This is a genomic window from Roseovarius sp. MBR-154 (assembly GCF_053628595.1).
The window spans coordinates 589919-613539 of the sequence record NZ_JBRJGR010000001.1; the positions used below are offsets into that span (position 1 = coordinate 589919).

At 65.6% G+C, this 23621-nt stretch carries 20 protein-coding genes; 7 read left to right on the top strand and 13 right to left on the bottom strand.

The features are described from left to right. The first annotated feature begins 14 nt into the window (after positions 1-14). From ACSSV4_RS02780 to ACSSV4_RS02795, 4 genes are all read left to right on the top strand, one after another. Positions 15-1232, top strand: a complete 1218-nt coding sequence (locus tag ACSSV4_RS02780; protein ID WP_454273255.1) for an ABC transporter substrate-binding protein — start codon at positions 15-17, stop codon at positions 1230-1232. Positions 1233-1328: 96 nt separating this feature from the next. Next, positions 1329-2978, top strand: coding sequence for an ABC transporter permease (locus ACSSV4_RS02785; protein ID WP_454273406.1), 1650 nt, complete (start codon positions 1329-1331; stop codon positions 2976-2978). A 13-nt stretch (positions 2979-2991) separates the two neighbouring features. Then, positions 2992-3621 (top strand): ATP-binding cassette domain-containing protein, encoded by a 630-nt coding sequence (locus ACSSV4_RS02790; protein WP_454273408.1) that lies wholly within the window; start codon positions 2992-2994, stop codon positions 3619-3621. A gap of 61 nt (positions 3622-3682) precedes the next feature. Then, positions 3683-6199: a cation:proton antiporter gene (locus ACSSV4_RS02795; protein ID WP_454273256.1), complete on the top strand. Its 2517-nt coding sequence runs from the start codon at positions 3683-3685 to the stop codon at positions 6197-6199. Positions 6200-6512: 313 nt separating this feature from the next. Here the strand turns inward: ACSSV4_RS02795 and ACSSV4_RS02800 are convergent, their stop codons facing one another. The 8 genes from ACSSV4_RS02800 to ACSSV4_RS02835 form a co-directional block, all read right to left on the bottom strand. Continuing rightward, entirely contained in the window at positions 6513-6752 is a 240-nt protein-coding gene (locus tag ACSSV4_RS02800) for an Lrp/AsnC ligand binding domain-containing protein (protein WP_454273410.1), read from the bottom strand. 66 nt (positions 6753-6818) lie between these two features. Continuing rightward, complete coding sequence (locus ACSSV4_RS02805) at positions 6819-9689, bottom strand: error-prone DNA polymerase (protein WP_454273257.1); 2871 nt, start codon at positions 9687-9689, stop codon at positions 6819-6821. A 181-nt stretch (positions 9690-9870) separates the two neighbouring features. Next, positions 9871-10359, bottom strand: a complete 489-nt coding sequence (locus tag ACSSV4_RS02810; RefSeq protein WP_454273259.1) for an oxidoreductase — start codon at positions 10357-10359, stop codon at positions 9871-9873. Between the two features lie 379 nt (positions 10360-10738). Then, the gene (locus ACSSV4_RS02815; protein WP_454273261.1) at positions 10739-11494 is read right to left on the bottom strand and encodes an SDR family NAD(P)-dependent oxidoreductase; all 756 of its coding nucleotides are present in this window, start codon (positions 11492-11494) and stop codon (positions 10739-10741) included. 21 nt (positions 11495-11515) lie between these two features. Then, positions 11516-12322 carry an ABC transporter permease gene (locus tag ACSSV4_RS02820; protein ID WP_454273262.1) on the bottom strand — a complete coding sequence of 269 codons (807 nt, stop codon included), beginning with the start codon at positions 12320-12322 and terminating at the stop codon, positions 11516-11518. Positions 12323-12329: 7 nt separating this feature from the next. Further along, positions 12330-13187 (bottom strand): ABC transporter permease, encoded by an 858-nt coding sequence (locus ACSSV4_RS02825; RefSeq protein WP_454273263.1) that lies wholly within the window; start codon positions 13185-13187, stop codon positions 12330-12332. A gap of 16 nt (positions 13188-13203) precedes the next feature. After that, a complete protein-coding gene (locus tag ACSSV4_RS02830) occupies positions 13204-14358 on the bottom strand; it encodes an ABC transporter substrate-binding protein (protein WP_454273264.1) in 1155 nt (384 codons plus the stop codon). A 40-nt stretch (positions 14359-14398) separates the two neighbouring features. Next, on the bottom strand, positions 14399-15544 hold the full coding sequence (locus ACSSV4_RS02835) for an ABC transporter ATP-binding protein (RefSeq protein WP_454273266.1): 1146 nt from the start codon (positions 15542-15544) through the stop codon (positions 14399-14401). A 119-nt stretch (positions 15545-15663) separates the two neighbouring features. On the opposite strand from ACSSV4_RS02835, the gene ACSSV4_RS02840 reads away from it, so the two are divergent. Then, positions 15664-16467 carry a helix-turn-helix transcriptional regulator gene (locus ACSSV4_RS02840; RefSeq protein ID WP_454273267.1) on the top strand — a complete coding sequence of 268 codons (804 nt, stop codon included), beginning with the start codon at positions 15664-15666 and terminating at the stop codon, positions 16465-16467. Positions 16468-16537: 70 nt separating this feature from the next. On the opposite strand, the gene ACSSV4_RS02845 is transcribed toward ACSSV4_RS02840, so the two are convergent. The 5 genes from ACSSV4_RS02845 to ACSSV4_RS02865 form a co-directional block, all read right to left on the bottom strand. Then, on the bottom strand, positions 16538-18424 hold the full coding sequence (locus ACSSV4_RS02845) for a bifunctional sugar phosphate isomerase/epimerase/4-hydroxyphenylpyruvate dioxygenase family protein (RefSeq protein WP_454273269.1): 1887 nt from the start codon (positions 18422-18424) through the stop codon (positions 16538-16540). Then, a complete protein-coding gene (locus tag ACSSV4_RS02850) occupies positions 18421-19272 on the bottom strand; it encodes a shikimate dehydrogenase family protein (protein WP_454273270.1) in 852 nt (283 codons plus the stop codon). The genes ACSSV4_RS02845 and ACSSV4_RS02850 overlap by 4 nt, the downstream gene beginning before the upstream one ends. Beyond that, positions 19269-20777, bottom strand: coding sequence for a tripartite tricarboxylate transporter permease (locus tag ACSSV4_RS02855; protein ID WP_454273271.1), 1509 nt, complete (start codon positions 20775-20777; stop codon positions 19269-19271). The genes ACSSV4_RS02850 and ACSSV4_RS02855 overlap by 4 nt, the downstream gene beginning before the upstream one ends. Continuing rightward, positions 20777-21352 (bottom strand): tripartite tricarboxylate transporter TctB family protein, encoded by a 576-nt coding sequence (locus tag ACSSV4_RS02860; RefSeq protein WP_454273273.1) that lies wholly within the window; start codon positions 21350-21352, stop codon positions 20777-20779. The genes ACSSV4_RS02855 and ACSSV4_RS02860 overlap by 1 nt, the downstream gene beginning before the upstream one ends. Positions 21353-21482: 130 nt before the next feature. Next, a complete protein-coding gene (locus ACSSV4_RS02865; protein ID WP_454273275.1) occupies positions 21483-22487 on the bottom strand; it encodes a Bug family tripartite tricarboxylate transporter substrate binding protein in 1005 nt (334 codons plus the stop codon). A gap of 163 nt (positions 22488-22650) precedes the next feature. Between ACSSV4_RS02865 and ACSSV4_RS02870 the strand changes: the two genes are divergently transcribed. After that, on the top strand, positions 22651-23340 hold the full coding sequence (locus tag ACSSV4_RS02870; protein ID WP_454273276.1) for a TetR/AcrR family transcriptional regulator: 690 nt from the start codon (positions 22651-22653) through the stop codon (positions 23338-23340). Positions 23341-23480: 140 nt separating this feature from the next. Then, on the top strand, positions 23481-23621 hold the full coding sequence (locus tag ACSSV4_RS02875) for an alpha/beta fold hydrolase (RefSeq protein WP_454273278.1): 141 nt from the start codon (positions 23481-23483) through the stop codon (positions 23619-23621).

Genomic DNA, 23621 nt, shown 5'->3' on the forward strand with positions numbered 1-23621 from the left:
AAGGAGACCCCGAGATGATCCGACAGATTCTGACCTCGCTGGCAGCCCTCGCGCTGGCCGCACCGCTGGCCGCGCAGGAGGTGGTGCCGGACCCCAAGGATTGGGACGCGATCACCGGCGCGGCGGAGGGACAGACCGTCTATTGGCACGCCTGGGGCGGCTCGAACGCCACAAATGACTATATCGCCTGGGCGGGCGATCAGGTGGCCGAGCGCTATGGCGTCACCGTCGAGCATGTGAAGCTTAAGGACACCTCGGATGCCGTGAGCCGGGTCATCGCCGAGAAATCGGCGGGCAAGGATGCGGGCGGCGCGGTCGATCTCATCTGGATCAACGGCGAGAACTTTGCGGCGATGAAGGAGCAGGGGTTGCTCTATGGCCCATGGGCCGAGGATCTGCCCAACTGGCAATTCGTCGATGTCGAGGGCAAGCCCGCCGTCACGTCGGATTTCACCGTGCCGACCGAGGGGCTGGAGGCGCCGTGGGGCATGGCGCAGATCGTCTTTTTCCACGATACCGCGCGACTGGCCGAGCCGCCCCGCTCGATCCCCGCGCTGCTTGACTGGGCGCGGGACAATCCGGGCCGCTTTGCCTATCCGCAGCCGCCCGATTTCGTCGGCTCGACCTTTCTCAAGCAGGCGGTGATGGAGCTGACGCCTGATCCGTCGGTGCTGACCGAGCCGGTGAGCGAGGAGAGCTATGAGGCCGCCACCGCGCCGCTCTGGGCGTATCTGGATGCGCTGACGCCGCACCTGTGGCGCAGCGGTGCGGCCTATCCGCAATCGGGGCCGCGGCTCATTCAGTTGATGAACGATGGCGAGATCGACCTCGCGCTCAGCTTCAACCCGAACGAGCCGTCGAACGCCATCGCCAATTTCGAGCTGCCCGACACGGTGCGCAGCTATGTGCTGGACGGCGGCACCATCGGCAATGCGAGCTTTGTCGCCATTCCCTATAACGCCAATGCGAAAGAGGGCGCGCTGGTGCTGGCGAATTTCCTGATGTCTCCGCAGGCGCAGGCGCATAAATCCGACCCGGCGGTCTGGGGCAATGGCACGGTGCTGGCGCTGGACAAGCTAAGCCCCGAGGATCGCGCGACATTCGACGCGATCGAGTTGGGCGTCGCGACGCTCTCGCCCGATGAGCTGGGCGATGCGCTGCCCGAGCCGCACCCGTCGTGGATGGTTCGGCTGGAGCAGGACTGGACCGCGCGCTACGGCGTCGGTCAGTAAAGACCCGTGCGCGCCGCTGCCAGCACCACCCCCCCGGCACGGCCGGCGCGGCGGGCGCGGTTCCTGCCCTGGGCCCCGCTGCTGACGCTGGGCGTGATGCTGGGGCCGGTGCTGGCGGGGCTTCTGGGCACGCTGGCCCCCGCCTTGGGCTACATGCCCGCGCTGGGCGGCACGGGGGTCAGCCTTGCGCCGTTCGAGCAGCTTTTTGCCTGGCCGGGGCTGCCCCGCGCGGTGGCGCTGAGCCTAGGGGTTGGGCTCGCTGCGACGGCGATCTCGCTGGCGATTGTGGTGCTGATCTGCGCGGGCTGGGCGGGGACGCGCACCTTTGGCATGATCGAGCGGCTGCTGTCGCCGCTTTTGTCGGTGCCGCATGCGGCGGCGGCGTTTGGACTGGCGTTCCTGATCGCGCCGTCGGGCTGGATCGTACGGGGGCTGTCGCCCTGGGGCACGGGCTGGGAGCAGCCGCCCGATCTGCTGATTCTACAGGATCCGGCGGGGCTGAGCCTGATCTTTGGCCTGGTCACCAAGGAGGTGCCGTTCCTGTTGCTGATGACGCTTGCCGCGTTGTCGCAGGCGCGCCCCGCCCAAAGCCTGCGGATGGCGCAGGCGCTGGGCTATGCGCGGGTGACCGGCTGGCTCAAGACCGTGTTTCCGCTGGTTTACCGGCAGATCCGGCTGCCGGTCTATGCGGTTCTGGCGTTTTCCATGTCGGTGGTCGATGTGGCGATCATCCTCGGGCCGAACACGCCGCCGACGCTGGCGGTGCAGGTGGTGCGCTGGATGAACGACCCTGACCTTGCGCTGCGCTTTCAGGCGGCGGCGGGGGCGGTGCTGCAACTGGGGCTGGTGGTTGTGGGGCTGGCCCTGTGGCGACTGATGGAGATGGCGGTTGCGGGTCTCGGGCGGCGCTGGATCGCGTCGGGCGCGCGCGGGCATCGCGGCGTCGATCAGGCGATCCGCCGTCTCGCGCTGGCGCTTGGGGCGGCGGCGGCGCTGGCGGTGATCGCGGGGCTGGCGGGTCAGGTGGTCTGGTCGTTTGCCGGGCTCTGGCAGTTTCCCGATCTGCTGCCTGACGGATTTACCCTGCGCAACTGGGCGCGCCACGGGCCGCGCCTGGCGGGGCCGGTGGCCGAGACGCTGATCATCGCCGCGACCGCCACCGGCCTTGCGCTCTTGCTGACGCTGGCCTGTCTGGAGGCCGAGCATCGCCACGGGCTGCGCCCCGCCACGCGGGCGCTGTGGCTGCTGTACCTGCCGCTGATCGTGCCGCAGGTGGCGTTTCTGGCGGGGTTTCAGACGCTGTCGATCAGCGCCGGGGTGGATGGCGGGCGGCTGGCGGTGACGCTGGCGCATCTGGTCTTCGTGCTGCCTTATGTGTTTCTCGCGCTGGCCGATCCGTGGCGGGCCTGGGACCGGCGGCAGGATATCATCGCCCGCGCGCTTGGGGCGGGGCCGGACCGGGTGCTCTGGGCGGTGCGCTTGCCGATGCTCTTGCGGCCGGTGCTGACGGCGGCGGCGGTGGGGTTTGCCGTGTCGGTGGGGCAATACCTGCCCACCCTGCTGGTCGGCGCGGGCCGGGTGCCGACGCTGACCACCGAGGCGGTGGCGCTGGCCTCGGGCGGCGACCGGCGGGTGATCGGGGTCTATGCGCTGGCGCAGATGGCGGCGGCCTTTGCCCCTTTCGCGCTGGCGGTGCTGCTGCCGCGCCTGATGTGGCGCAACCGGAAAGGATTGCTGAATGGCTGACGGGGCCGCGCAGATGACCGGCCTGCGGTTCGAGCAGGTGGTGCTTTCACTGGGCGATGTGCGGCTGATGGCGCTTGACTGCACCGTCGGGCCGGGTGAGGTGCTGACCGTGATGGGGCCGTCGGGCTCGGGCAAGTCGACGTTGCTGGCGGCGATCACCGGCACGCTGGAGCCCGTGTTCACCATGACCGGGCGCATCCGGCTGGACGGGCGCGATCTGGCGGGTCTGCCCACCGAGGCGCGGCAGATCGGCATTCTCTTTCAGGACGAATACCTGTTCCCGCATCTGTCGGTCGGGGCCAATCTCGCCTTTGGCCTGAAACCGGGGCTCAGGGGCCGTGCGGCGCGGCGTGCGCGGACCCTTGCAGCGCTGGCGGAAGTGGGGCTTGCGGGCTTTGCCGATCGTGACCCCGCCACGCTCTCGGGCGGGCAGCGGGCGCGGGTGGCGCTGCAACGGATGCTCTTGTCAGAGCCGCGCGCGCTGCTCCTCGATGAGGCGTTTTCCAAGCTTGATACCGGGCTGCGCGCGCAGGTGCGCGCGCTGGTCTTCGAGACCGCCCGCAGTCGCGCCCTGCCGGTCCTGCAGGTGACGCATGATCATTCCGACGCCGAGGCGGCGGGGGGCGAGACCGTGCGCCTCTGATCTGACGTCAGGCGCGGGATTTTCCCGATGTGTTCGCCGGTCAGTGTGATATTTCGACAGCATGGATATCGTTCTCATCCTCAGCATCATTGCCGCGCTGTTTCTGGTGATCGGCGTGGCCGAGCCATTGGCGGCGCGGTTACGGGTGCCCTATAGCGTGATACTCGCGATCATCGGCATCCTGATCGGCGCGGGCGCGCTGTTTTTCCTGCAAACCGAGCTGACCGATGCGCTCAACCCGGTGGCCGAGGCGATTCTCGCGCTGCCGATCCGGTCGAACGTGTTTCTCTACGTGTTCCTGCCGACGCTGCTGTTTCAGGTCACGCTGGGCATGAACCTGCGGCGGATGGTCGACGACTGGGTGCCGATCCTGATGCTGGCGGTGGTGGCGGTCGTGGTGGCGACGCTGGCGGTGGGCTATGCGCTTTTCTGGGTGAGCGCGCTGCCGCTGGCCGCCTGCCTGCTGATCGGGGCGATCGTGTCGACCACGGACCCTTCGGCGGTGGTGTCGATCTTTCGCTCGATCTCGGCGCCGCGACGGCTGGCGCGGATCATCGAGGGCGAGAGCCTGCTGAACGACGCCGCAGCGATTGCGCTTTTCGGCCTGTTCATGGGCTTTGTGATGCTGGGCACGCCCAATCCGGCGCTGAGCGATGCGCTGCTGCGGTTTCCGGTGCTGATCGCGGGCGGCGCGGTGATCGGATGGCTCGCGGCGCAGGTTGCGATCTGGCTGATGACCCGCGCCGCGCGCTTTGAGCTGGCGCAATTGTCGATCTCGGTGGCGCTGCCCTATCTGGCCTATATCGGGGCTGAGCAGCTGGTCGGCGCGTCGGGGGTGATTGCGGTGGTGGTGGCCGGAATCACGCTGAACCTCGCGGGGCCGGGGCGGCTGACGCCGCAAAGCTGGGGCAATCTGCGCGAGCTGTGGGACGTGCTGGCGCATTGGGCGGGGGCGCTGATCTTTATCCTTGCGGCGCTGCTCATTCCGCGGCTGCTGGAAGAGGTGCAGGTCGGGGATTTCGCGCTGGTCGGCGTGGTGATCTTGGCCGCGCTCGCGGCGCGCGTGGTGGTGCTATACGGGCTCTTGCCGCTGCTGACCGCGCTGCGCCTGTCGCCCGCCGTCGAGCGGCCCTACCGGGTTGCCATCCTCTGGGGGGGCTTGCGCGGGGCGGTCACGCTGGCGCTGGCGCTGGCGGTGACCGAAAGCTTTCGCGTGCCGGACGGGATTCAGCGGGTGGCGGGCATTCTGGCGACCGGCTTTACCCTGTTCACGCTGATCGTGCAGGGCACGACGCTGCGCTGGGTCATCCGGCGGCTTGGCCTCGACCGGCTGTCGGCGCTCGATGAGGCGCTGTCGCGGCAGGTGGTGGCCGTGGCCCTGCAGACCGTGCGCGAGGATGTCGCCCGCACCAACGAGAATTACGAGCTGACCCATGACATCGTGCGCTCGGAGGCCAAGCGGTTCGGCGAGCGGCTGGAGATGGCGGTGAAATCCGCCGAGGACCGGGCCGATATCCTGGAGCGCGACCGCATCACGCTGGGGCTGATAGCGCTGGCCGGGCATGAGCGCGACACGATTCTGGCGCGGATGCGCGAGCGCACGATCTCGGCGCGGATGGCCGACACCGTGCTGTCGGATGCCGACCGGCTGATCGAGGGCGCGCGCGCGGGCGGGCGCAACGGCTACCGGCGCGCGGCGCGGCGCAGCATCGCCTATGGCCGGGCGTTTCGCGCCGCCGTGGTGCTGCATAACCGGCTGGGCCTGTCGCGGCCGCTGGCGCGGCTGACGGCGGACCGGTTCGAGCGGCTGCTGTCACAGCGTCTGATCCTGCGCGATCTCGGCACCTTCATCGACGGGCGCATCCGTCGCATTCACGGGCGGCGCGTGGCCGAACTGCTGCACGATCTGCTGACGCGGCGGGTCGAGGCGGTGGAGACCGCGCTCGAGGGGTTGCGCCTGCAATATCCGGGCTATGCCGAGGAGCTGGAGCGGCGGTTCATCCGCCGCACCGCGCTGCGGCTGGAAGAGCGCGAATATGCCACGATGCGCGAGGATGGGCTGATCGGGGCCGAAGTTCATACCAAGCTGATGGAGAAGATCGCCCTGCGCCGCGCCGCCTCGGAGGATCGCCCGCCGCTCGATATTGCGTTGCGGCGCACGGATCTGGTGCGGCAGTTTCCGCTCTTTGCCGATCTGGACGCGCAGGCGCTGCGGCATCTCGCGCGCGCGCTCAAGCCCCGCTATGTCAATGCCGGGGACGTGATCTTTCGCACGGACAGCCCGGCGCGGAGCGTGTTCTTCATCGCCTCGGGTGCGGTCGAGTTGGAGGGCGCGGGACAGACCTGGCGGCTGGGGCGTGGCGAGATGTTCGGCCAGATGGCGATCCTGATGAAGAAGGCGCGGCGCGCCGAGGTGCGTGCGATTGCGCCGAGCACGCTTCTGGTGCTCGACGAGCAGCGGTTCCGCCGGTTGTTGCGCCGCAGCACGGGGCTTCGGGAGGCGGTGCGCAGCAGTGCCGAGAAACGCGGGATAGACCCGGCGCGGTTGCTGTCGGAGATCACGCAGGAGGCGGGCTGATTGGTTTCAGTGTCGCGGTGAATTTGAGGGTGTCGGCCCTGCTGCGGGTGTTGCGAGAGGCAGTGATTGCGGGGCTGGAGGGGACATTGGCGGTTTCAGGGAGGAGCCGCGCGGTGCCCGACCGCGGGTGGGCGCTTCAACCTTGCCGGAAGGCACTTTATAGTAGTCAAATATTCCTGCGCTTTCAGATATTTGACACGTTACAAAAGCGCCCGCCCGGGGGGCGGTCGGGCGCTGCGCGGCGGTGCCTGCGGCACCTCGATTCCGCGCATTGGCACCAAGCTTAAACGACAGATCCATCCCATTCCTGTTCTCAGAACGCCTTGAAGGTCAGCGTCGTCTCGGTGCGTTCGATCCCGTCGATATCGAGCAGGTTGTCGTTGATGTATTTGCCGATATCCTCAGCCTCGGGGATGTAGAGTTTCATCAGCAGGTCGAAAGGGCCGGAGGTCGAGTAAAGTTCGGAATGGATCTCGCGCAGGGCGATAGCCTCGGCCACGCGGTAGGAGTGGCCCGGCTTGCAGCGGATATTGATGAAGACGCAGCGCATGATGGCTCCTTGGCGTTGATCTGGATTCCGGCCCGAGTATTTCCGTAACGATCCGGATTGGCAATGACCTCAGCTGTCGGGCGGGGTCAGGAGGGGCCGCAGCAGGGCCAGCGGATGCGCACGCAGGCTCAGATGCAGGGCGGCGTAATCCTCGACCATCTCTTCGCCGAGGGTCATTTTCGGCAGATGCGCCGCCGGTTCGTGGATCGCCTCGCCATCGAGATCATGGGCGAAGAGCGGCAGTGGTTCGGGGCTGAGCAGCGCCTTGGCCTGCCAGAGCGCATCGCGTCGCGTGAGGCCAAGGGCGGCGAAGGCATCGGCCTCGGCCAGACGCGCCAGCAGCGCAGGTGCAAGGCCCGCGCGCCGCCAGACGTCTTGCGGTCCGGCATAGCCGTTGCCGCGCGCCGCCGCGATCCAGTCGGCCTCGTCCCGGGCGACGCCCTTGACCTGGCGAAAGCCGAGGCGCAGCGCCAGCCGCCCCTGCCGGTCGGGCTCCAGTGTGTTGTCCCAATAAGAGGCGTTGATGCAGACCGGGCGCACGGTCACGTCATGCTCGCGCGCATCCCGCACGATCTGGGCGGGGGCGTAGAACCCCATCGGCTGCGAATTCAGCAGCGCGCAGGCAAAGACCGCCGGGTGGTGATGCTTGATCCAGGCGCTGGCATAGACCAGATGGGCAAAGCTGGCGGCGTGGCTTTCGGGAAAGCCGTAGCTGCCGAAGCCCTCGATCTGGCTGAAACAGCGTTCGGCAAACACCATGTCATAGCCATTGGCGCGCATGCCGCGCAGAAAGCGGTTGCGAAACTCGCTGACATTGCCGTGTTTCTTGAAGGTGGCGAGCGAGCGGCGCAGGCGGTCGGCCTCTTCGGGGGTGAACCCCGCGCCGATGATGGCGATCTGCATCGCCTGTTCCTGAAAGAGCGGCACGCCGAGGGTCTTGCCCAGCACCCGGCCGAGTGCGTCGGAGGGAAAGCTGACCGGCTCCTCGCCGTTGCGGCGGCGGATGAAGGGATGCACCATGTCGCCCTGAATCGGCCCGGGGCGGATGATCGCCACCTGAATCACCAGATCGTAAAAGCAGCGCGGGCGCATGCGTGGCAGGAAATTCATCTGCGCGCGGCTTTCGACCTGAAAGACACCCAGGCTGTCGGCGCGGCTGAGCATCTCGTAGACGGCGGGGTCTTCGGGCGGCAGGGTGGCCAGGGTATGCGCCTGCCCGCGATGATCGTGCAGGAGATCGAACGCCTTGCGGATGCAGGTGAGCATGCCGAGCGCCAGCACGTCGACCTTGAGGATGCCGAGCGCGTCGATATCGTCCTTGTCCCAGCAGATCACCGTGCGGTCGGCCATGCTGGCGTTCTCGATCGGCACCAGTTCGTCGAGCCGCCCCTCGGTGATGATGAAACCGCCGACATGCTGGCTGAGATGGCGGGGAAAGCCGATGATCTCGCGCACCAGATCGAGGGTGAGGGCAAGGCGCGGCTCGCTCGCATCGAGGCCCAGTTCGCGCAGGCGGTCCGGGCTGAGCCTGCCATCGCCGCCATACCCCCAGATCTGCGAGGTCATCGCGCCGAGGATGTCTTCGCTGAGGCCCATGGCGCGGCCGACCTCGCGGATCGCGCGTTTGGAGCGGTAGTGGATCACCGTGGCGCAGAGCCCGGCGCGGTGCCGCCCGTAGCGTTCATAGATCCACTGGATCACCTCCTCGCGGCGCTCGTGCTCGAAATCGACGTCGATATCGGGCGGCTCGTCGCGCGCCTCGGAGACGAACCGCTCGAACACCATGGTGCCGATCTCGGGCGAGACCGAGGTGACGCCGAGGCAGTAGCAGACCACCGAATTGGCCGCCGAGCCGCGCCCCTGACACAGGATGCCGCGTGAGCGGGCAAAGGCCACCACGTCGCGCACGGTCAGGAAATAAGGCTCGTAGCGCAGCTTGGCGATCAGGGTCAGCTCATGCTCCATCAGGCCCCGCACCCGCGCCGAGGCACCGTTCGGATAGCGCCAGTCGAGCCCCGCCTCGGCCAGCCGCCGCAATCTCTGGGTCGGGGTCTCGTTCGCAGCGACCTCGCTGGGGTATTCGTAGCGCAATTCGTCGAGCGAGAAGGTGAGCCGCCTGGCGAGGCTGGCGGCGCGGTCGACCGCCGCCTCATGACCGGTGAAGAGGCGGCGCATCTCGGCTTCGGAGCGCAGGCGCGCTTCGGCATTGGGCAGGGCGTGGCGGCCCAGCCGGTCCACCGTCACGCCCAGCCGGATGGCGCTGAGGACATCGGCAAGGCGGCGGCGCTGCGCGCGGTGCAGGATCGGGCAGGCGGCGGCAAGGGTGGGCAGGCCCAGCCGGGCGGCCTGTTGGGTCAGGCGGTCAAAGCGTGCCCGGTCGCGCCCGTCATAATGCGGGCGCAGCAGCAGGTGCATGTGAGCACCGAAGCGCTCTGTCAGGTGCTGCGCGTGCCTGAACCAGTCCCGGCCCGCGCCGGGATGCAGCAGCAGCGCGAGGCCAGCCGCCCCCGCCAGCAGATCCGCGAGATGCAGTTCGCAGCCGCCCTTGGCCGCGCGCCGCCGCCCGAGGGTGAGCAGGCGGCAGAGGCTGGCCCAGCCCTGCCGGTCGCGGGGCAGGGCGGTGAGCGTCAGCCCGTCGCGCAGTACCAGCCGGGCGGCGGGAATGAGCCGGGGGGTGGCGGCCCAGTGCGGGGTGGTGGGCCAGGGCGCGGATGGGCCGATCATCCCGTCGCGCGCCTCCTGTCTCTGGCGTTCGCGCACCTGCCGGGCGATCTCGCGCGCGCGGGCATGGGCGCGCACGATGCCCGCGACGGAGTTCTCATCGGCGATGGCCACGCCCGAGAGGCCGAGCGTGGCGGCACGCTCGATATACTCCTCGGGATGGACGGCCCCGGTGAGGAAGGTGAAATTCGAGAGGGCAGAGAGTTCGGCAAAGGGCATGTGGGGGTGCGACTCGGAGGGCGTGGCAGACAGGGTTGCATTGTATTCACGTTTTGTTCCGGTTTCGAGTCGGATGGTGTCGAGACAAGGGGAGGCGCGTGGGCGCTGCGCGGCATCTTGATTCCGCGCGGGCTGCGCAGCCGATCCGCCGTCCCGCCGGAGGGCGAGAGTCGGGCCACGGTCAGTCTGCCAGAATGTCGATCCGGTTGACCTGCCAGACGCTCAGCGCGAAGATTTCCTCGCTCTGGAATTCCGGGTTCTGGTCGAAGGGGAACATCACCCAGAGCGGGCCCTTTTCGCGCACCGAAAAGCGTTTGCCATCGACCCGGTTGGCCAGAATCGGGGTGGTCCGGGTGATCTTGTCGGCGGGAAACTCGACACTGTACTCGTTGATCGCATGGATCCGCAGGCGCGCCGGTTCGGTGCCCGCTGCCGCAAGAATCGCATGCAGGGAGGGGCCCGCGAAGGTTCGTACCGCATCGGTCCAGATCGTGCCGGTATCAAAGCTTTGCTGCGGCAGGGCGGCGAGATCGGCATCGCTGAACCCTGTCGTGGTGCCGCTGCTGAGATCGTTGAGCGTGAGGATCGTGGCATCGGCATGCGCTGGATGCGGGGCCGCGCTGGTCAGTGCGGTGGCGGTTGCAAGGATCATGACCTGTCTGCGCTTCATCACGATATACTCTTTTACGCTCGCGACACGGGATGGGGCGGCGTCTGGATGGCAGAGTTTCGCCTCGGCCCGACTCTATAGAGAGATGCGATGGATCGAAAGACAGTTCACCGTTGGGCGTTCTTGTCGGCAGCGGACCAAGGGGGGCGGTACCGCCATCGGGCAATCCCGTTCAAAAAAATATAACGATCTGATTTTCATTTATTTTCCAGATCGCTACGGACGCACCCGGTGGGCCGCGAGCGGGCAGGACACAGGACGGCGGCACCGGCGTTTTCCACGGTCACGTTTACGGGATGTGCGTGTGACCGGCGGTGGAACGCCGTGCGGCGCGGGTCTTCGGGCCATCAACAAGACCATTCAGGCGCCTGACGGATCATCAGAGCCGCTCGCCCCCGTCGATGACCAGCGCCAGCCCGGTGACGAAACTCGACCGGTCCGAGGCCAGATAGACGATGCCCTCGGCGATCTCCTCGACGCTGGCCCAACGGCCCATCGGGATCGAGCCCGCGACATAGGATTCGAGCGCCGCCCGCCCGCCCATCTGGGTCTCGAACCCGGCATTGAAGGGCGTGTCGACGAAGCCGGGGCAGAGCGCGTTGACGCGGATGTTCTCGGGCGCGTAATCCGCCGCCATCTGTTTGACCATCGCGACGGCGGCATGCTTGGTGGTGGCGTAGGAGATCATGCCGCGATCATACTGACAGCCCGAATTCGACGCGGTCACGATCACCGATCCGCCGCCCTGTGCCCGCATCGGCGCGATCACCGCCTGCGCCAGCACGAAATGCGCCCGCACGTTGAGCGCCCAGGCCGCATCCATCTGGTCGGCGCTGATGTCCTCGAGCCGTCCGGGGATCTGGATGCCGGCGTGGCTGTGCAGGATGTCGAGACGTCCATGATTCGCGAGCACCCGGTCGACCGCCGCCCGGCAGGCCGCGTCATCCGTCACATCGAGCGCAAAGGCCGCGCCCTGTCCGCCTGCGGCCTCGATCTGCGCCAGCGTCTCCTTTGCGAGGGCGCCATCCAGATCGGTGACGATCACCGTGGCCCCGTCGCGGGCCATGGCGCAGGCGCCCGCCCTGCCGATCCCCGATCCGGCCGCCGTGACCAGCGCGATACGATCCTTGAGCATGGCTGTCTCCTGCACCCCGGTTTACCCTTTCGTCCGTGACTGACCCGGCCGCAGCAGGACCTGCGCGACGATCAGCAGCGTGAGCGAGGCCGCCATGACCATGGTGCCGATGGCATTGATCTCGGGCGTCACGCCACGGCGGATGGACGAGAAAATGTAGATCGGCAGCGTCGTCTCCGACCCGGCCACGAAAAACGCCATGATGAAATCGTCAAAGCTGAAGGTGAAGGCCAGCAGAAACCCCGCCAGAATGGCCGGCGCGATCTGTGGCAGGGTCACTTGCAGGAAGGTCCCCAAAGGGCTGGCCCCGAGATCGTTCGACGCCTCGATCTGGGCGCGGTCAAAACTCTCCAGCCGCCCGCGCACCAAAAGCACCACGAGCGACATGGTGAACATGCCGTGCAACCCGATCAGCGACCCGAGGCCGAGCGAGACTTGCCGCCCGGTCAGGCTCTCGACCCATGGATTGACGAGATCGAACACCGTGACCAGCGCGATCAGCGCGGCGATCCCGATCACGACGCCCGGAATCATCACCGCAATCATCACCAGGACATCGAAGACCGCGCGCAACCGCCCCTTCATGCCGGTCAGTGCCAGCGCCGCCATGGTGCCCGCAACCGTGGCCAGAACCGCCGAGAAGAACGCCACCTTCAGCGAGGTCCAGAGCGCCTCCATCACGAAGGGATTGTTGAGCGCGCGCCCGTACCATTCGGTCGAAAACCCCTGCATCGAGCTGGCGCTCCGCCCCGCCGAGAACGAGAACAGCGCGATGATCGCAATGGGCAGGTAAAGAAAGCCGTAGACGGCGACCGCGTAAAATCTCATGGCATCCTCACATCAGCCCGACATCGTCGCGGCTGGCCCCGAAGCGTTTGACCGCCCGCGTATAGAGCGCCACGACGATCAGCATGATCACGATCAGCGCCACCGCCACCGCAGAGCCGAACGCCCAGTTGCGCGACTGCAGGAACAGATCGACCAATGCGTTGCCGACAAAGAACACCTTGCCACCCCCCAGAATGGCCGGGATCAGGAATTCCCCGGTCAGCAGGATGAAGACCAGCATCGAGCCGGTCAGAACCCCCGGCATCGAGAGCGGCAGGGTGATCTGCAGAAAGCTGCGCCAGGGTGGCGTGCCCAGGTCCGAGGCGGCCTCCAGCAGGCTCTTGTCGAGCTTTTCGAGCGCCACGTAGATCGGAAAGACCATCAGCGGCAGATAGCCGTAGACAATGCCCACCAGCACCGCAAAGGGCGTGTTGATCAGCCGGATATCGCCCAAGCCGAACGCCTCGAGCAGGGCCGGAATGCCATTGCCGCCCAAAAGGTAAATCCACGCATAGGAGCGGATCAGGATCGAGGTCCAGAACGGCACGATCACCAGAATAAGCAGCGTCGTCTTCCAGCGCGGTGACACCCGTAGTGCCAGGTAATAAGCAAGCGGATAGGCGATGAGCAGCGCCGCGATGGTGCCCAGCGGTGCCAGCGTCAGCGTGTTGCGAAAGGCGGCGAAGCGTGCCGGAAGGTTGGCATATTGCGCGAGCGTGAAGCCCGGCGCATAGCCGCCGATCGGATTGCGCTCGCCGAAGGAAAAGATCAGGACGACGGCCAGAGGGAACAACAAAAGCGCCGCATACCACAGGCCCGCAGGCGTCAGGAGCAGCGCGCGCGCCCGGGTGTGTGCCATGGCCATCGTCCGTCCCTCTGCCTCAGGCCGACTTGAACCGCGCCATCAGTTCGGCCCGGTTCGGATCGGTCAGCGTGACCGCCGCGCCAAATTCCAGCGGGCTCAGAACTTCGGCGGCAGGATAGAGGATCGGATCGCTCAGCAGATCCTCGGGCAGGAGCGCGTTGGTGCGGGCATCGGCCACCGGATAGCCATGCGCCAAGGCCTCGCGCGCGTTCACCTGCGGATCGAGCAGATAGTTGATCAGCGCATAGGCCGCCTCGCGATGCGGCGCGTCCTTGGGGATGGCATAGTAATCCGACCAGATCTCGCCGCCCTCTTTGCCCAGCGCGAAACCGATCTCGGGCATGTCGCTGTTCATCTGCTTGCCATCGCCGGTCCAGCACATCGTCAGCCAGGCATCGCCATTGCGCATCGACGGCTGATAATCCGAGGAGATCGCGAAGAGATGCGGCTTGACGTCGATCAGCAGCTTTTCGGCATCCGCCAGTTCCGCCTCGTCGACCGAGTTGAAGCTGTGCCCGAAATAGACCAGCGCATTGCCGATGGTGGTGAGCTGATAGTCATGCACCATCACCCGTCCGTCGAACTGATCGCGCGCGCCGTCGAAGAAGGTTTTCCAGCTATCCACGACGCCGCCGGTCTTGGCGGAGTTGAAGGCGATGCCCGTGGTGCCCCAGTTCTTGGGCACGGCATAGACGGTGCCGTCGATCGTGCCCGCATCGGCAAACCGTTGATCGAAAGCCGCGGGATCGTAATTCGGCAGTTTCGACAGGTCGAGCGGCTCTATCAGATCCGCTTTGACATAGGTGGAGATGGCATAGTTGGTCGGCACGAAGACATCCCAGCCCGATCCGCCCGCTTGCAGCTTGGCCAGCATTTCCTCGTTCGAGCCAAAGACGTTGACCTGGCTGTAAACCCCGGTCGCGTCGGTGAAACTGTCGAAATTCGCCGTGTCGTGATAGTTGGGCCAGGTGGCCAGAACCACCCGGTCGCCCAGATCCTGCGCCCGCGCCCGGCCGGGCATCAGCCCCGGCAGGGCCCCGCCCATCACCGCCATCGCGGTGCCGAGGCCGGTCGCGCCGAGAAAATGCCGACGCGAGATCGAGCCTTTTTCATAGCTGCGCAGGTGTTCGATGAATTTCTGCCGGGTGATCAGCGTATTGTCCTTGGTCATGATCGTGTTCCCTTGTTGGATTGTTCAGGTTCATGTTCTGTCAGTCTTCGGTGGCGAGGATACGGCCCGTATCCGCCGCCCACAGGATGTGGACCTCATCGCCCACCCCATGCCCGCCCGACGCTCTTTCGGCTTGTCTCGGCAGGTTCACCTGCACCGGTCCGATCTCCTCGGCCTCCAGCAGGTATTCGGTATGATCGCCCAGAAAGGTGTGATGCGTGATGCGCGCCCGGAGCGCGGCACCCCCGGTCTCTGCCGTGGTGCCCAGGCCCAGCGCCTCGGGGCGCACGACGATCTCGACCTGTCGGCGGGCATCCGGGCTCTCGTCCGACACCAGCACCTGCATGCCCGAGGCCAGAGCGACCTTGGCCCGCCCCTCGCCGCGCGCGACGACCTCGCCGGACAGGATATTCGCCTTGCCGACGAAATCCGCGACATAGCGGTTGCGCGGCCGGTCATAGAGATCCTGCGGGCTGCCGACCTGCGCGATCCGCCCGTTGCCCATGATGCAGATCCGGTCGGACATCGACAGCGCCTCCTCCTGATCGTGGGTGACCAGCACGAAGGTGATCCCGAGGCTGCGCTGAAGATCGAGCAACTCGCGCTGCATCTCGCCGCGCAGCTTGGCATCGAGCGCGGCCATCGGCTCGTCCAGAAGCAGGATCTTGGGTTCGTTGATGATCGCGCGCGCCAGCGCCACGCGCTGTTGCTGGCCCCCCGACAATTCCCAGACCCGGCGCGCGCCGAACTCTCCCAGCCGCACGGTGTCGAGCGCCTTGGCGACGCGCTGCGCGATCTCGGGCTTGGCCATGCGCGGGCGGCGTTGGCGCAGGCCATAGCCCACGTTCTGCGACACGCTCATATGCGGAAAGAGCGCATATTGCTGGAACACCATGTTGACCGGGCGGCGGTAGGACGGCACCGCGCTCATGTCGGATCCGTCGATGCGGACCCGGCCCTCGCTCGGTGCCTCGAACCCGGCAAGCATGCGCAGCGCCGTCGTCTTGCCGCAGCCCGAGGGGCCGAGGAAGGACAGAAACTCGCCCCGCCTGATCCCGAGGTTCAACCGATCCGCCGCCAGCACCGGCCCGAAGCGCTTGGAAACATTCACGAACTCCGCGACATACGCGGCGCGCGCGCCCCGATCTGCATCCGTTTCCGAGGAGGCCCGCATGTCTACTCCCATCCCTGCATATGCGTCCAGCACAACATGTCCTGCATTTATCGGCCCCAGGGGGGCTATACCGCTATCAGGGAAAATGCTACGAAATGCCGGATATGTTGTATATATCATAAAGGGCATAGATGACCACGAAATCGCAGCTTTCGGATTGGGTTGCGGCCAGCGCGCGCACCGTTTCGAACCTGGGCAAGCCGGGTTTCGCCGTCGCGCTCACCGACGCCCTGCGGGTCATCGTTCCGTTCGAGTTCACGGTGATCTTCGCCTATCACCGCGACCTGAAACCTATTGATCTGTTTGACGATTTCCCCGCCACCAAGCGCACGGTCATGGTCGACGACTACCAGGCGGGTCCGTACCTTCTGGATCCGTTCTACCTGCATTCGCAACGCCCGGCCAAGGCGAGGCTGGCGCGCTTGCGCGATCTCGCGCCGGACCGATTCTATCAGGCTGAATATTTCCGCAATTACTACGTGCAGACCGGCCTTGCCGAAGAAATAGGCTTTGTCGTCGATGTCGGCGACGAGGTCAGCGTGGTGATCTCCGCCATGCGCGCGCACAAGGTGTTCTCGGCCCGCGAGTTCCGCGATCTGGAAGCGCTATTGCCGTTCGTCGCGGCCATCGCACAAAAGCAGTGGGGCGGCCTGATCGGGCAGTTCTCGTCGCAACCGGCAGGCAACGGGCCGCGCCTGCCGCAACTGATCGAGGATGCCTTTCAGAGTTTCGGGCGCAACCTGCTCACCCCGCGCGAGGCCGAGGTGGTGGAATATGTCCTCAAGGGCCATTCCGCCGATGCGACGGGCCGCGCGCTCGGCATCACCCCCGGCACGGTGCGCATTCACCGCCGCAACATCTATGCCAAGCTGCGCGTCAGCTCGCAGGGTGAGCTGTTCTCGACGTTCATGGCGTCATTGTCGGATCTGGCGTGATCCTGTCGCTGAGGTCCTGGGCAGCGGCAAGGACGGCGGCGCACGGCCATGCCTTTGGCATGTCTGTCGGTCATCGTTTCGGTATCCCCTTGTGACGCATGAGGCGTTTCTGGGCGGCGATGCGGAAGGGGGCGTTGGGCGCGCCGTAGCCCTGATAGCCGCCCGTGCGCTCTAGGATTTCGAGGAACATGCCGCCTGCGTAGGGGCGCGAATAGAGCTGGTAGAACGCGCCTGCTGCATCCTCGTCATAGAGGATATTGCCCGCCTCGAGCCGCGCCAGAAGGTCGGGCGCGAGATCGAAGCGCGCGGCGAGATCGGCGTAGTAATTGGGCGACATGGGCAGAGGTTCAAAGCCGCGTGTGGTGAGGGCGCTTGCGGTGGCAAAGATATCGTCTGTGGCCAGTGCGATATGCTGGACCGACGCGCCAAAGCTGTCGGCGAGGAAATTGCCCGCCATGGTGCGGTGGGTTTCCGCGCCGTTGAGCGTGATGCGGAAGGCACCATCCGGGGTTTCCAACGCCTGAGAGCGCACAAGGCCATCGGGATCGACCACATCGACCATGGGGGATTTGCTCATGTCAAAGAGCGTGGTGTAAAACAGTGACCACGAAAGCATCTGATCATAGCTCATGGTTTGGGCCAGATGGTCGATGCGGGTGAGGCCCGCGCCGGTTTGGGCGGGCTGGTCGGGGGTGAATTCAACCGACCAGACATCGCTCAGCCCGCTTTTGTCGTCGATGAAATGCAGCACGCTGCCGCTGAGGCCACGGATGGCGGGAATGTCCAATTCGCCGGGGCCAAGCGGCTGTGAGAAGGGATGCGCGCCAAGGCCCGTGGCGCGGGTGACGGTGGCGGGGGCGTCGTTTACGCTGAGGCCCACATCGCAGACGGTGGTGCCGTGCATCGTATAGGCGCTGCTGGCGTAACCTGAGGTTTCGCGGTTCACGACGATGCGGATGTCACCTTGGGTCCAGAGCGAGAGCTGTTTCGAGATATGGCGGCCCGCAGGGGTGAAGCCCAAGGTTTGCAGGAGCGACTCGAGCGCTGTCGCCTCATCCCCGCGCGTGGCGAATTCGACGAAGGACACGCCCTTGACCTGTGCACGGGCGGGCATTGCGGGCAGGTTCAGGGCGGTGTCGGGTTCCCGTCTGCGCACATCGTCAAGGAGGGCCGTGAGCGAGCGATAGCCGTCTTCGGCCACGGTGCGGGTGCTGCCGCCGCGAAACTGGTCGTTGAAGATTTCGAGCGAGATGGGGCCCGCGTAGCCGGTGGCAACGACCGCCTGCGTGAAGCCGGTCACGTCAAGATCGCCCTCGCCGGGCATGTTGCGGAAGTGGCGGGACCAATAGAGCAGGTCCATGTCGATGCGGGGGGCGTCGGCGAGTTGGACAAAAAAGATCTTGTCGCCGGGGATGCGGCGGATGGTGTCGGGGTCGATGCCGCGCGAGAGCGTGTGAAAGCTGTCGAGGATGAGGCCGACATTGGCGTGATCGGCGCGGCGCACGATTTCCCAGGCGTCGCGGTGATCGTTGACATGGCGGCCCCAGGCGAGCGCCTCGAAGCCCACGCGCAGGCCGCGTTTTGCCGCGCGTTCTCCGAGTTCGTGAAAATCCTCGGCGGCGCGGTCTATGCCGCCCAGTGATTGCGGATGGCAGGAGGAGCAGACCAGAATGAGGACGGTCCCGAGTTCCTGCATCAGGTCGAATTTGCGCTCTGCCCGGTCGAACGCCTTGGCGCGCAGGGGGGCGGGCAGACCTTCGAAATCGCGGAAGGGTTGGAACAGGGTGATCTCAAGCCCCATGGAGCGGATCATCTCGCCCACCTCGCGGGGGGTCCCGTCATGGGCGATGAAATCCTGCTCGAAGATTTCGATGCCGTCAAAGCCTGCGGCGGCGATGGCCTCGAGTTTCTCGGGCAGGCTGCCGGAGACGGAAACGGTGGCGATGGAGGTTTTCATGGGGCATCCCCTTCGATGGCGGCGCGCAGGGCAGGCTCGTTGAGCGGCGTGTCGGTGAAGATCGCCCAGGCATCGACGCCCTGACCAAAGAAAAGCTCGTAGCCCGAGATGATGTGCAGCCCGGCGGCGGTGGCATCTTGCAGGAATTGGGTATCGACAGGGGTGTAGACCGCGTCAAAGGCCCAGTTGGCCCCAGCCATGGCGGAGGGGGGCAGGGGGGTACCACCGATGCCGACCATCCCGAGAGGCGTGCAGTTGATAAGGCCATCGGCCCCATTGGCGGCGGCGATGGGATCGGTCGAGACCTCGATCCGCGTGGCGGTGCCAAGGGCGCGCAGGCTAGAGGCCAGTGCCTCGGCCTTGGCGGCATCCAGATCGACGCAGCGGATGGCGGTGGCGTTGAGGCCGATGAGGCCGAAGGCCACCGCCTTGCCCACGCCGCCCGTGCCGATCAGGCAGACGGTGCCGGGATTGGCGGTGCCCAGACCTGCGCGATAGGCGCGCTTGAAGCCGGTGTAGTCGGTGTTGAACCCCTGCGGGCCGTCCGCGTCAAAGACCACGGTATTGACCGCGCCGATGGCGCGCACCAGCGGGTCGGAGACAGTGACGCGGCGGGTCACGAGTTCCTTGTAAGGGTAGGTGATGTTGAGGCCGCGATAGCCGGTTGCCTGCGCCTGATCGAACACCTCGTCAAAGGTGAGGTGCAGGTCGCGGGGAATGAGGCGGTCATAGGTCACGTTGAGGCCCGTAAGCTGCCCGGCGGTGACATGCAGCCGGGGGGATTTCGAGCGGGTGATATTGTCGCCGATGAGGCCAAGTTTCACAGTGCGGGTGATGGTCGCGGTCATTGGGATGCCTTTCGGAAGAGGCGGGTTTTCAGCGCGGTCCAGAGCGGTGTCTGGCTGACGAAGATCAGGATCACCGCCGCGAAAAGGGTGAAGGAGAGGGGGCTGGTCAGGATGCCTTCGAAGAAGCGGCCAAGGTCCTCGCGTTCCGAGATGATGGCGCGGCGCCAGTTGTCATCGAGCAGGCGCGACAGGATCACCCCGAGGATGACGGGGCCAAGTGGATAGCCGTAGTGGCGCATGAAGTATCCAAAGACGCCAAAGCCCAGCATCCAGTAGACATCGGAAATCGAGTTGTTGACCGCATAGGCCCCGACGATGGACAGCAAGAGAATGAGCGGGATGATGACGGAGCGCGGCATTTCCACGATCTTGGTAAAGATGCGGATGCCGGTGAGGCCGAAGATCAGCATGAAGATATTGGCCATGAAGAGCGCGCCGACGATGAACCAGAACATATCGGGCTGATCCACCATCAGCATCGGGCCGGGGTTGAGCCCGTGGATGAAAAGCGCGCCGATCATGATGGCGGTGACCGCATCGCCGGGGATGCCCAGCGTCATCATCGGGATGAAGGCCCCGCCCACGGCGGCGTTGTTTGCGGTTTCAGGTGCGACGAGCCCCTCCATCGCGCCCTTGCCAAAGGGCACCTTGGGGTTTTTGGTCACGCGCTTGGCGTGGTCATAGGCCATGAGGGCCGCGATATCGCCGCCGGTGCCGGGCAGCGCGCCGATGATCACGCCGATGGTCGAGGTTTGCAGCGAGAGCGGCAGGTATTTGCGGATCACGCCAAAGGAGGGCACGATTTTGGTGATCTTTTGGCGCACGGCGGTCTTGTCGACGTTTCGGAGCTGCAACAGCGCCTCGGACACGCCGAACATACCGATCATCACGGCGATGAAGGAAATTCCGCCCTCCATCAGTTGCAGATCGAAGGTGAACCGCTCGGCAAAGGTCAGCGGGTCGCGGCCCACGGCCCCGATGGCAATGCCCAAGGCACCCGCAAAGATGCCCTTGACCAGCGAACCGGTGGAGAGCGAGCCGACCAGCAGGATGCCCAGCACCGCCAGCAGCATGTAATCGCGCGGCTGGAAGGTGAGCGCAAAATCCGCCACGAAGGGCGCCGCGAGCGCCAGCACCAGAATGCCGACCAGCCCGCCAAAGAACGACATCACGGTGGTCACGCCGATGGCCTGTCCCGCTTCGCCGCGCTGCGCCATCGGATAGCCATCCATTGCCGTGGCAATGGCCGAGGGCGCGCCGGGGATGTTGAGCAGGATCGCGGTGCGCGACCCGCCATAGACGCCGCCCATGTAGATGCCCACCATCAGCGAAATCGCCGGGTAGACATCCCAGGAAAAGGTGAATGAAATCAGGATCGACACCGCCATCGTCACCGACAGACCGGGGATCGCGCCGATATAGATGCCGGCGAAGGTGCCCAGGCCCACAAGCAGCAGCAGGTCGGGATGCGAAAAGACCGTCAGAATGGCAAGCAGCGTGTCCATCACGACGCCCCTCCGGAGAGAAGGTCGCGGAAAAACTGGATGAATTCAGCCTCGGGCAGGATACCGGCGGGCAAGAGCACGGTGAACACCACCCGGAACACGATCCAGATCAGGATCAACGAGCCAAGCGCCACCGCCAGCGTATAGCCCCAGCCCCGGCGAGCCAGCACCTTGATCGCAATCGTCAGGAAAAGTGCGGCGGTCGGCACGAAGCCGAGCGGTTTCAGAAGCAGGCTAAAGACGATCAGAAACCCGATGAAGAGGATCACCATCGGCGGCAGGATATCGCGGCCGAGCGTCTCGGTGGTGATCCGTGGCAGCCGCCATGAGCGCAGCGCAACGAGGCCCGCCGCCACGACCATCACAAAGGTGGTGGCCATCGGGATCGCGCCGGGGCCCGACAGGGCGGTAAAGCCCGAGATGCCATAGGCGCTGTAAAGCAGGTAGAGGCTCGCTGCGGTCAGTGCCAGCGCAAAGCCCAGTTCGCCGGGCCTGCGCTGTTCGCTGTAGCCGCCGGGCGTCGCATCCGATGTGCCATCGTGATGATCGCTGTCGCCTCTGAATTCCGGGTCCATGATGCTCTCCTCCCTCAAGGTTCATCCCGGGCTCCTCTCCCGGAACGCAAAGCGCCGCCCAGCCTTTCGTCGGCGCGGGCGGCGCCATGTTCACAGGGTCCGAAGACCCGCAATCGTCAGACAGGAGGCGTTATTCGCCCGGACGGGCGATGCCGAACTCTTCCGGCGATGCCTTGGTCAGACCGGCATCGTGCAGGAGCCACGCGGTGCCCTGCTGCCATTTGGTCAGAAACGCCTCGGCCTCGTCGCCGCTGATCGCCATCATGGTAAAGCCTCGGCTGTCCATCAGGCTCACGAAATCGGGGTGCTCCGCACCCTTGGCATAGGCTGCGCTCAGCTTGGCCACCACGTCATCCGGCGTGCCCTTGGGAACGAAAACACCAAAGAACGGGCCCCAGGGCAGGTAGGTGGCATAGCCTTCGTTGAACGAGGTGACCGCAGGCACCTCGGGCAGCTTGGCGCTCGGCGCGGTATCGAACAGCGCCAGCGGCTTCATCGTGCCTGCGCGAATGCCTTCGATGGCGGCCCCCAGAACCGCAGGCATCACGTCGATCGCCCCACCCTGAAGCGCGGTCAGCGCCGGGCCGTCGCCATCATAGGGGACGGCGATCACGTCAAGCTCGCCCTCGACCGTGTTCATCATCGCGGTGACCACCGATGGCACGCCGCCCGGTCCGGTGGAACCGATGCGCAATTCGCCGGGGTTCTCGGCGATATAGGCCATCATGCCGACATAGTCGTCGAACGGGGCCTCGTTGTTGGCCACCAGAATCGGCGTGCCCCGGGCCAGGATGTTGATCGGCACGAATTCCGAGTAATCCTTGTCGCCCAGACCCATGATCTTGTAGAGCATCGGGTTTTCCGCGCCCATCAGCAGGGTGTAGCCGTCGGCGGGCGCGTTTGCGACATGGTTCAGCGCGATGGCCCCCACCGCCCCGGTCATGTTCTGCATGACGACCGTGCCGCCAAGCGCATCCTCGGCATGGGGTGTGACCGAGCGCATGACCGTGTCGGTCGAGCCGCCCGCGCCCCATTGGATGATGCCCTGGATTTCCTTGCTGGGGTAATTCTGCGCGGTGGCCATGGTGGCGCCCAGGCCAAGCGCCACGAGTGCGCCAATCAGTTTGCGAGACATTCCTGTCCTCCCTTGGTGTGTTCCGGTCAGCGATTCGCTCCTCGCATCGCTGATCACCTCACTTTTTTGTACCGGGGGGTTAACTTGTCAACGTTAATGTACCCCGGAGTTAATTTTATGCTATTCAAGGGGGCAGAATCAGGCGACGGCAAGAGGTCAGGCGATGGATGGCGGCGCAGAGAATCCGGCGAAGAAACGGAAGACCTCGTGGAAGAAAGACCCCGAGGCGGTCAAGGAGAACATCCTGACCATCGCGACGCAGGAGTTTGCGGCGCATGGTCTTTCTGGGGCCAATATCAACGAGATCGCCCGCAATACCTCGACCTCCAAGCGGATGATCTACTATTATTTCGGCGACAAAGAGGGGCTTTATCAGGCCGTGCTGGAGCGGGTCTATTCGACGCTGCGCGAGAACGAGGACCGGCTCAAGGTCGAGAATCTCGGCCCGGTGGAGGGTCTGGCGCTTCTGGTCAAGGCGACGTTCGAGGCGCATGCCGCAACGCCCCACTTCATCCGGCTGGTGATGATCGAGAACATCCACAATGCCGATTATCTGCGCCGTTCGGATATCATCCCGCGCCTCAACCGGTCGATCATCGACAAATTGGCGGATGTCTGCGCGCGGGGCAAGGCGCAGGGCCTTTTCCGCGACAGTGCCGATCCGCTGGAACTGCACTGGATGATCAGCGCGCCCAGCTTTTACAACGTCTCGAACCGGGCGACCTTCTCGACTTCCTTCGGCGAGACGCTGTTCGCGCCCGACCGGCAGGACCGGCTGAAGGAGCATGTGATCGACATGATCCTCGGCGCGGTGGTCATCGGCTATGAGCCGGGAACCTCGCATGCGGTTTGACGTGGCGGGGCCGAACTCCTGTCGATCCCGATCCCGGTCTGTCTGATCCGGTTCGGCGTGTCGCGATGACGCGAGATATCTGAAGGAACAAACCCGTTCCTGCGCAGTTTCCACCCGAGGACAACGATACCGAGCGGGTCATGGGCGGTTCCAGGCTCGAATGGATCGCCGGTGCCGCGCATTGGGTCATGGAAGAAAAGCCCGATGTCGTGGCGGATCGGATCGTGTCGTTCCTTGCCGAGCCGACGACGTTCGGCCACGAAAAAAAGGATGGTGCCTGA

Excerpts from the sequence above, each read along its gene's own strand:
- ACSSV4_RS02780 (WP_454273255.1), top strand. The coding sequence starts at position 15 with ATGATCCGACAGATTCTGACCTCGCTGGCAGCCCTCGCGCTGGCCGCA.
- ACSSV4_RS02785 (WP_454273406.1), top strand. The coding sequence starts at position 1,329 with ATGCTGGGGCCGGTGCTGGCGGGGCTTCTGGGCACGCTGGCCCCCGCC.
- ACSSV4_RS02790 (WP_454273408.1), top strand. The coding sequence starts at position 2,992 with ATGACCGGCCTGCGGTTCGAGCAGGTGGTGCTTTCACTGGGCGATGTG.
- ACSSV4_RS02795 (WP_454273256.1), top strand. The coding sequence starts at position 3,683 with ATGGATATCGTTCTCATCCTCAGCATCATTGCCGCGCTGTTTCTGGTG.
- ACSSV4_RS02805 (WP_454273257.1), bottom strand. The coding sequence starts at position 9,689 with ATGCCCTTTGCCGAACTCTCTGCCCTCTCGAATTTCACCTTCCTCACC.
- ACSSV4_RS02810 (WP_454273259.1), bottom strand. The coding sequence starts at position 10,359 with ATGAAGCGCAGACAGGTCATGATCCTTGCAACCGCCACCGCACTGACC.
- ACSSV4_RS02815 (WP_454273261.1), bottom strand. The coding sequence starts at position 11,494 with ATGCTCAAGGATCGTATCGCGCTGGTCACGGCGGCCGGATCGGGGATC.
- ACSSV4_RS02820 (WP_454273262.1), bottom strand. The coding sequence starts at position 12,322 with ATGAGATTTTACGCGGTCGCCGTCTACGGCTTTCTTTACCTGCCCATT.
- ACSSV4_RS02825 (WP_454273263.1), bottom strand. The coding sequence starts at position 13,187 with ATGGCCATGGCACACACCCGGGCGCGCGCGCTGCTCCTGACGCCTGCG.
- ACSSV4_RS02830 (WP_454273264.1), bottom strand. The coding sequence starts at position 14,358 with ATGACCAAGGACAATACGCTGATCACCCGGCAGAAATTCATCGAACAC.
- ACSSV4_RS02835 (WP_454273266.1), bottom strand. The coding sequence starts at position 15,544 with ATGGGAGTAGACATGCGGGCCTCCTCGGAAACGGATGCAGATCGGGGC.
- ACSSV4_RS02840 (WP_454273267.1), top strand. The coding sequence starts at position 15,664 with ATGACCACGAAATCGCAGCTTTCGGATTGGGTTGCGGCCAGCGCGCGC.
- ACSSV4_RS02845 (WP_454273269.1), bottom strand. The coding sequence starts at position 18,424 with ATGAAAACCTCCATCGCCACCGTTTCCGTCTCCGGCAGCCTGCCCGAG.
- ACSSV4_RS02850 (WP_454273270.1), bottom strand. The coding sequence starts at position 19,272 with ATGACCGCGACCATCACCCGCACTGTGAAACTTGGCCTCATCGGCGAC.
- ACSSV4_RS02855 (WP_454273271.1), bottom strand. The coding sequence starts at position 20,777 with ATGGACACGCTGCTTGCCATTCTGACGGTCTTTTCGCATCCCGACCTG.
- ACSSV4_RS02860 (WP_454273273.1), bottom strand. The coding sequence starts at position 21,352 with ATGGACCCGGAATTCAGAGGCGACAGCGATCATCACGATGGCACATCG.
- ACSSV4_RS02865 (WP_454273275.1), bottom strand. The coding sequence starts at position 22,487 with ATGTCTCGCAAACTGATTGGCGCACTCGTGGCGCTTGGCCTGGGCGCC.
- ACSSV4_RS02870 (WP_454273276.1), top strand. The coding sequence starts at position 22,651 with ATGGATGGCGGCGCAGAGAATCCGGCGAAGAAACGGAAGACCTCGTGG.
- ACSSV4_RS02875 (WP_454273278.1), top strand. The coding sequence starts at position 23,481 with ATGGGCGGTTCCAGGCTCGAATGGATCGCCGGTGCCGCGCATTGGGTC.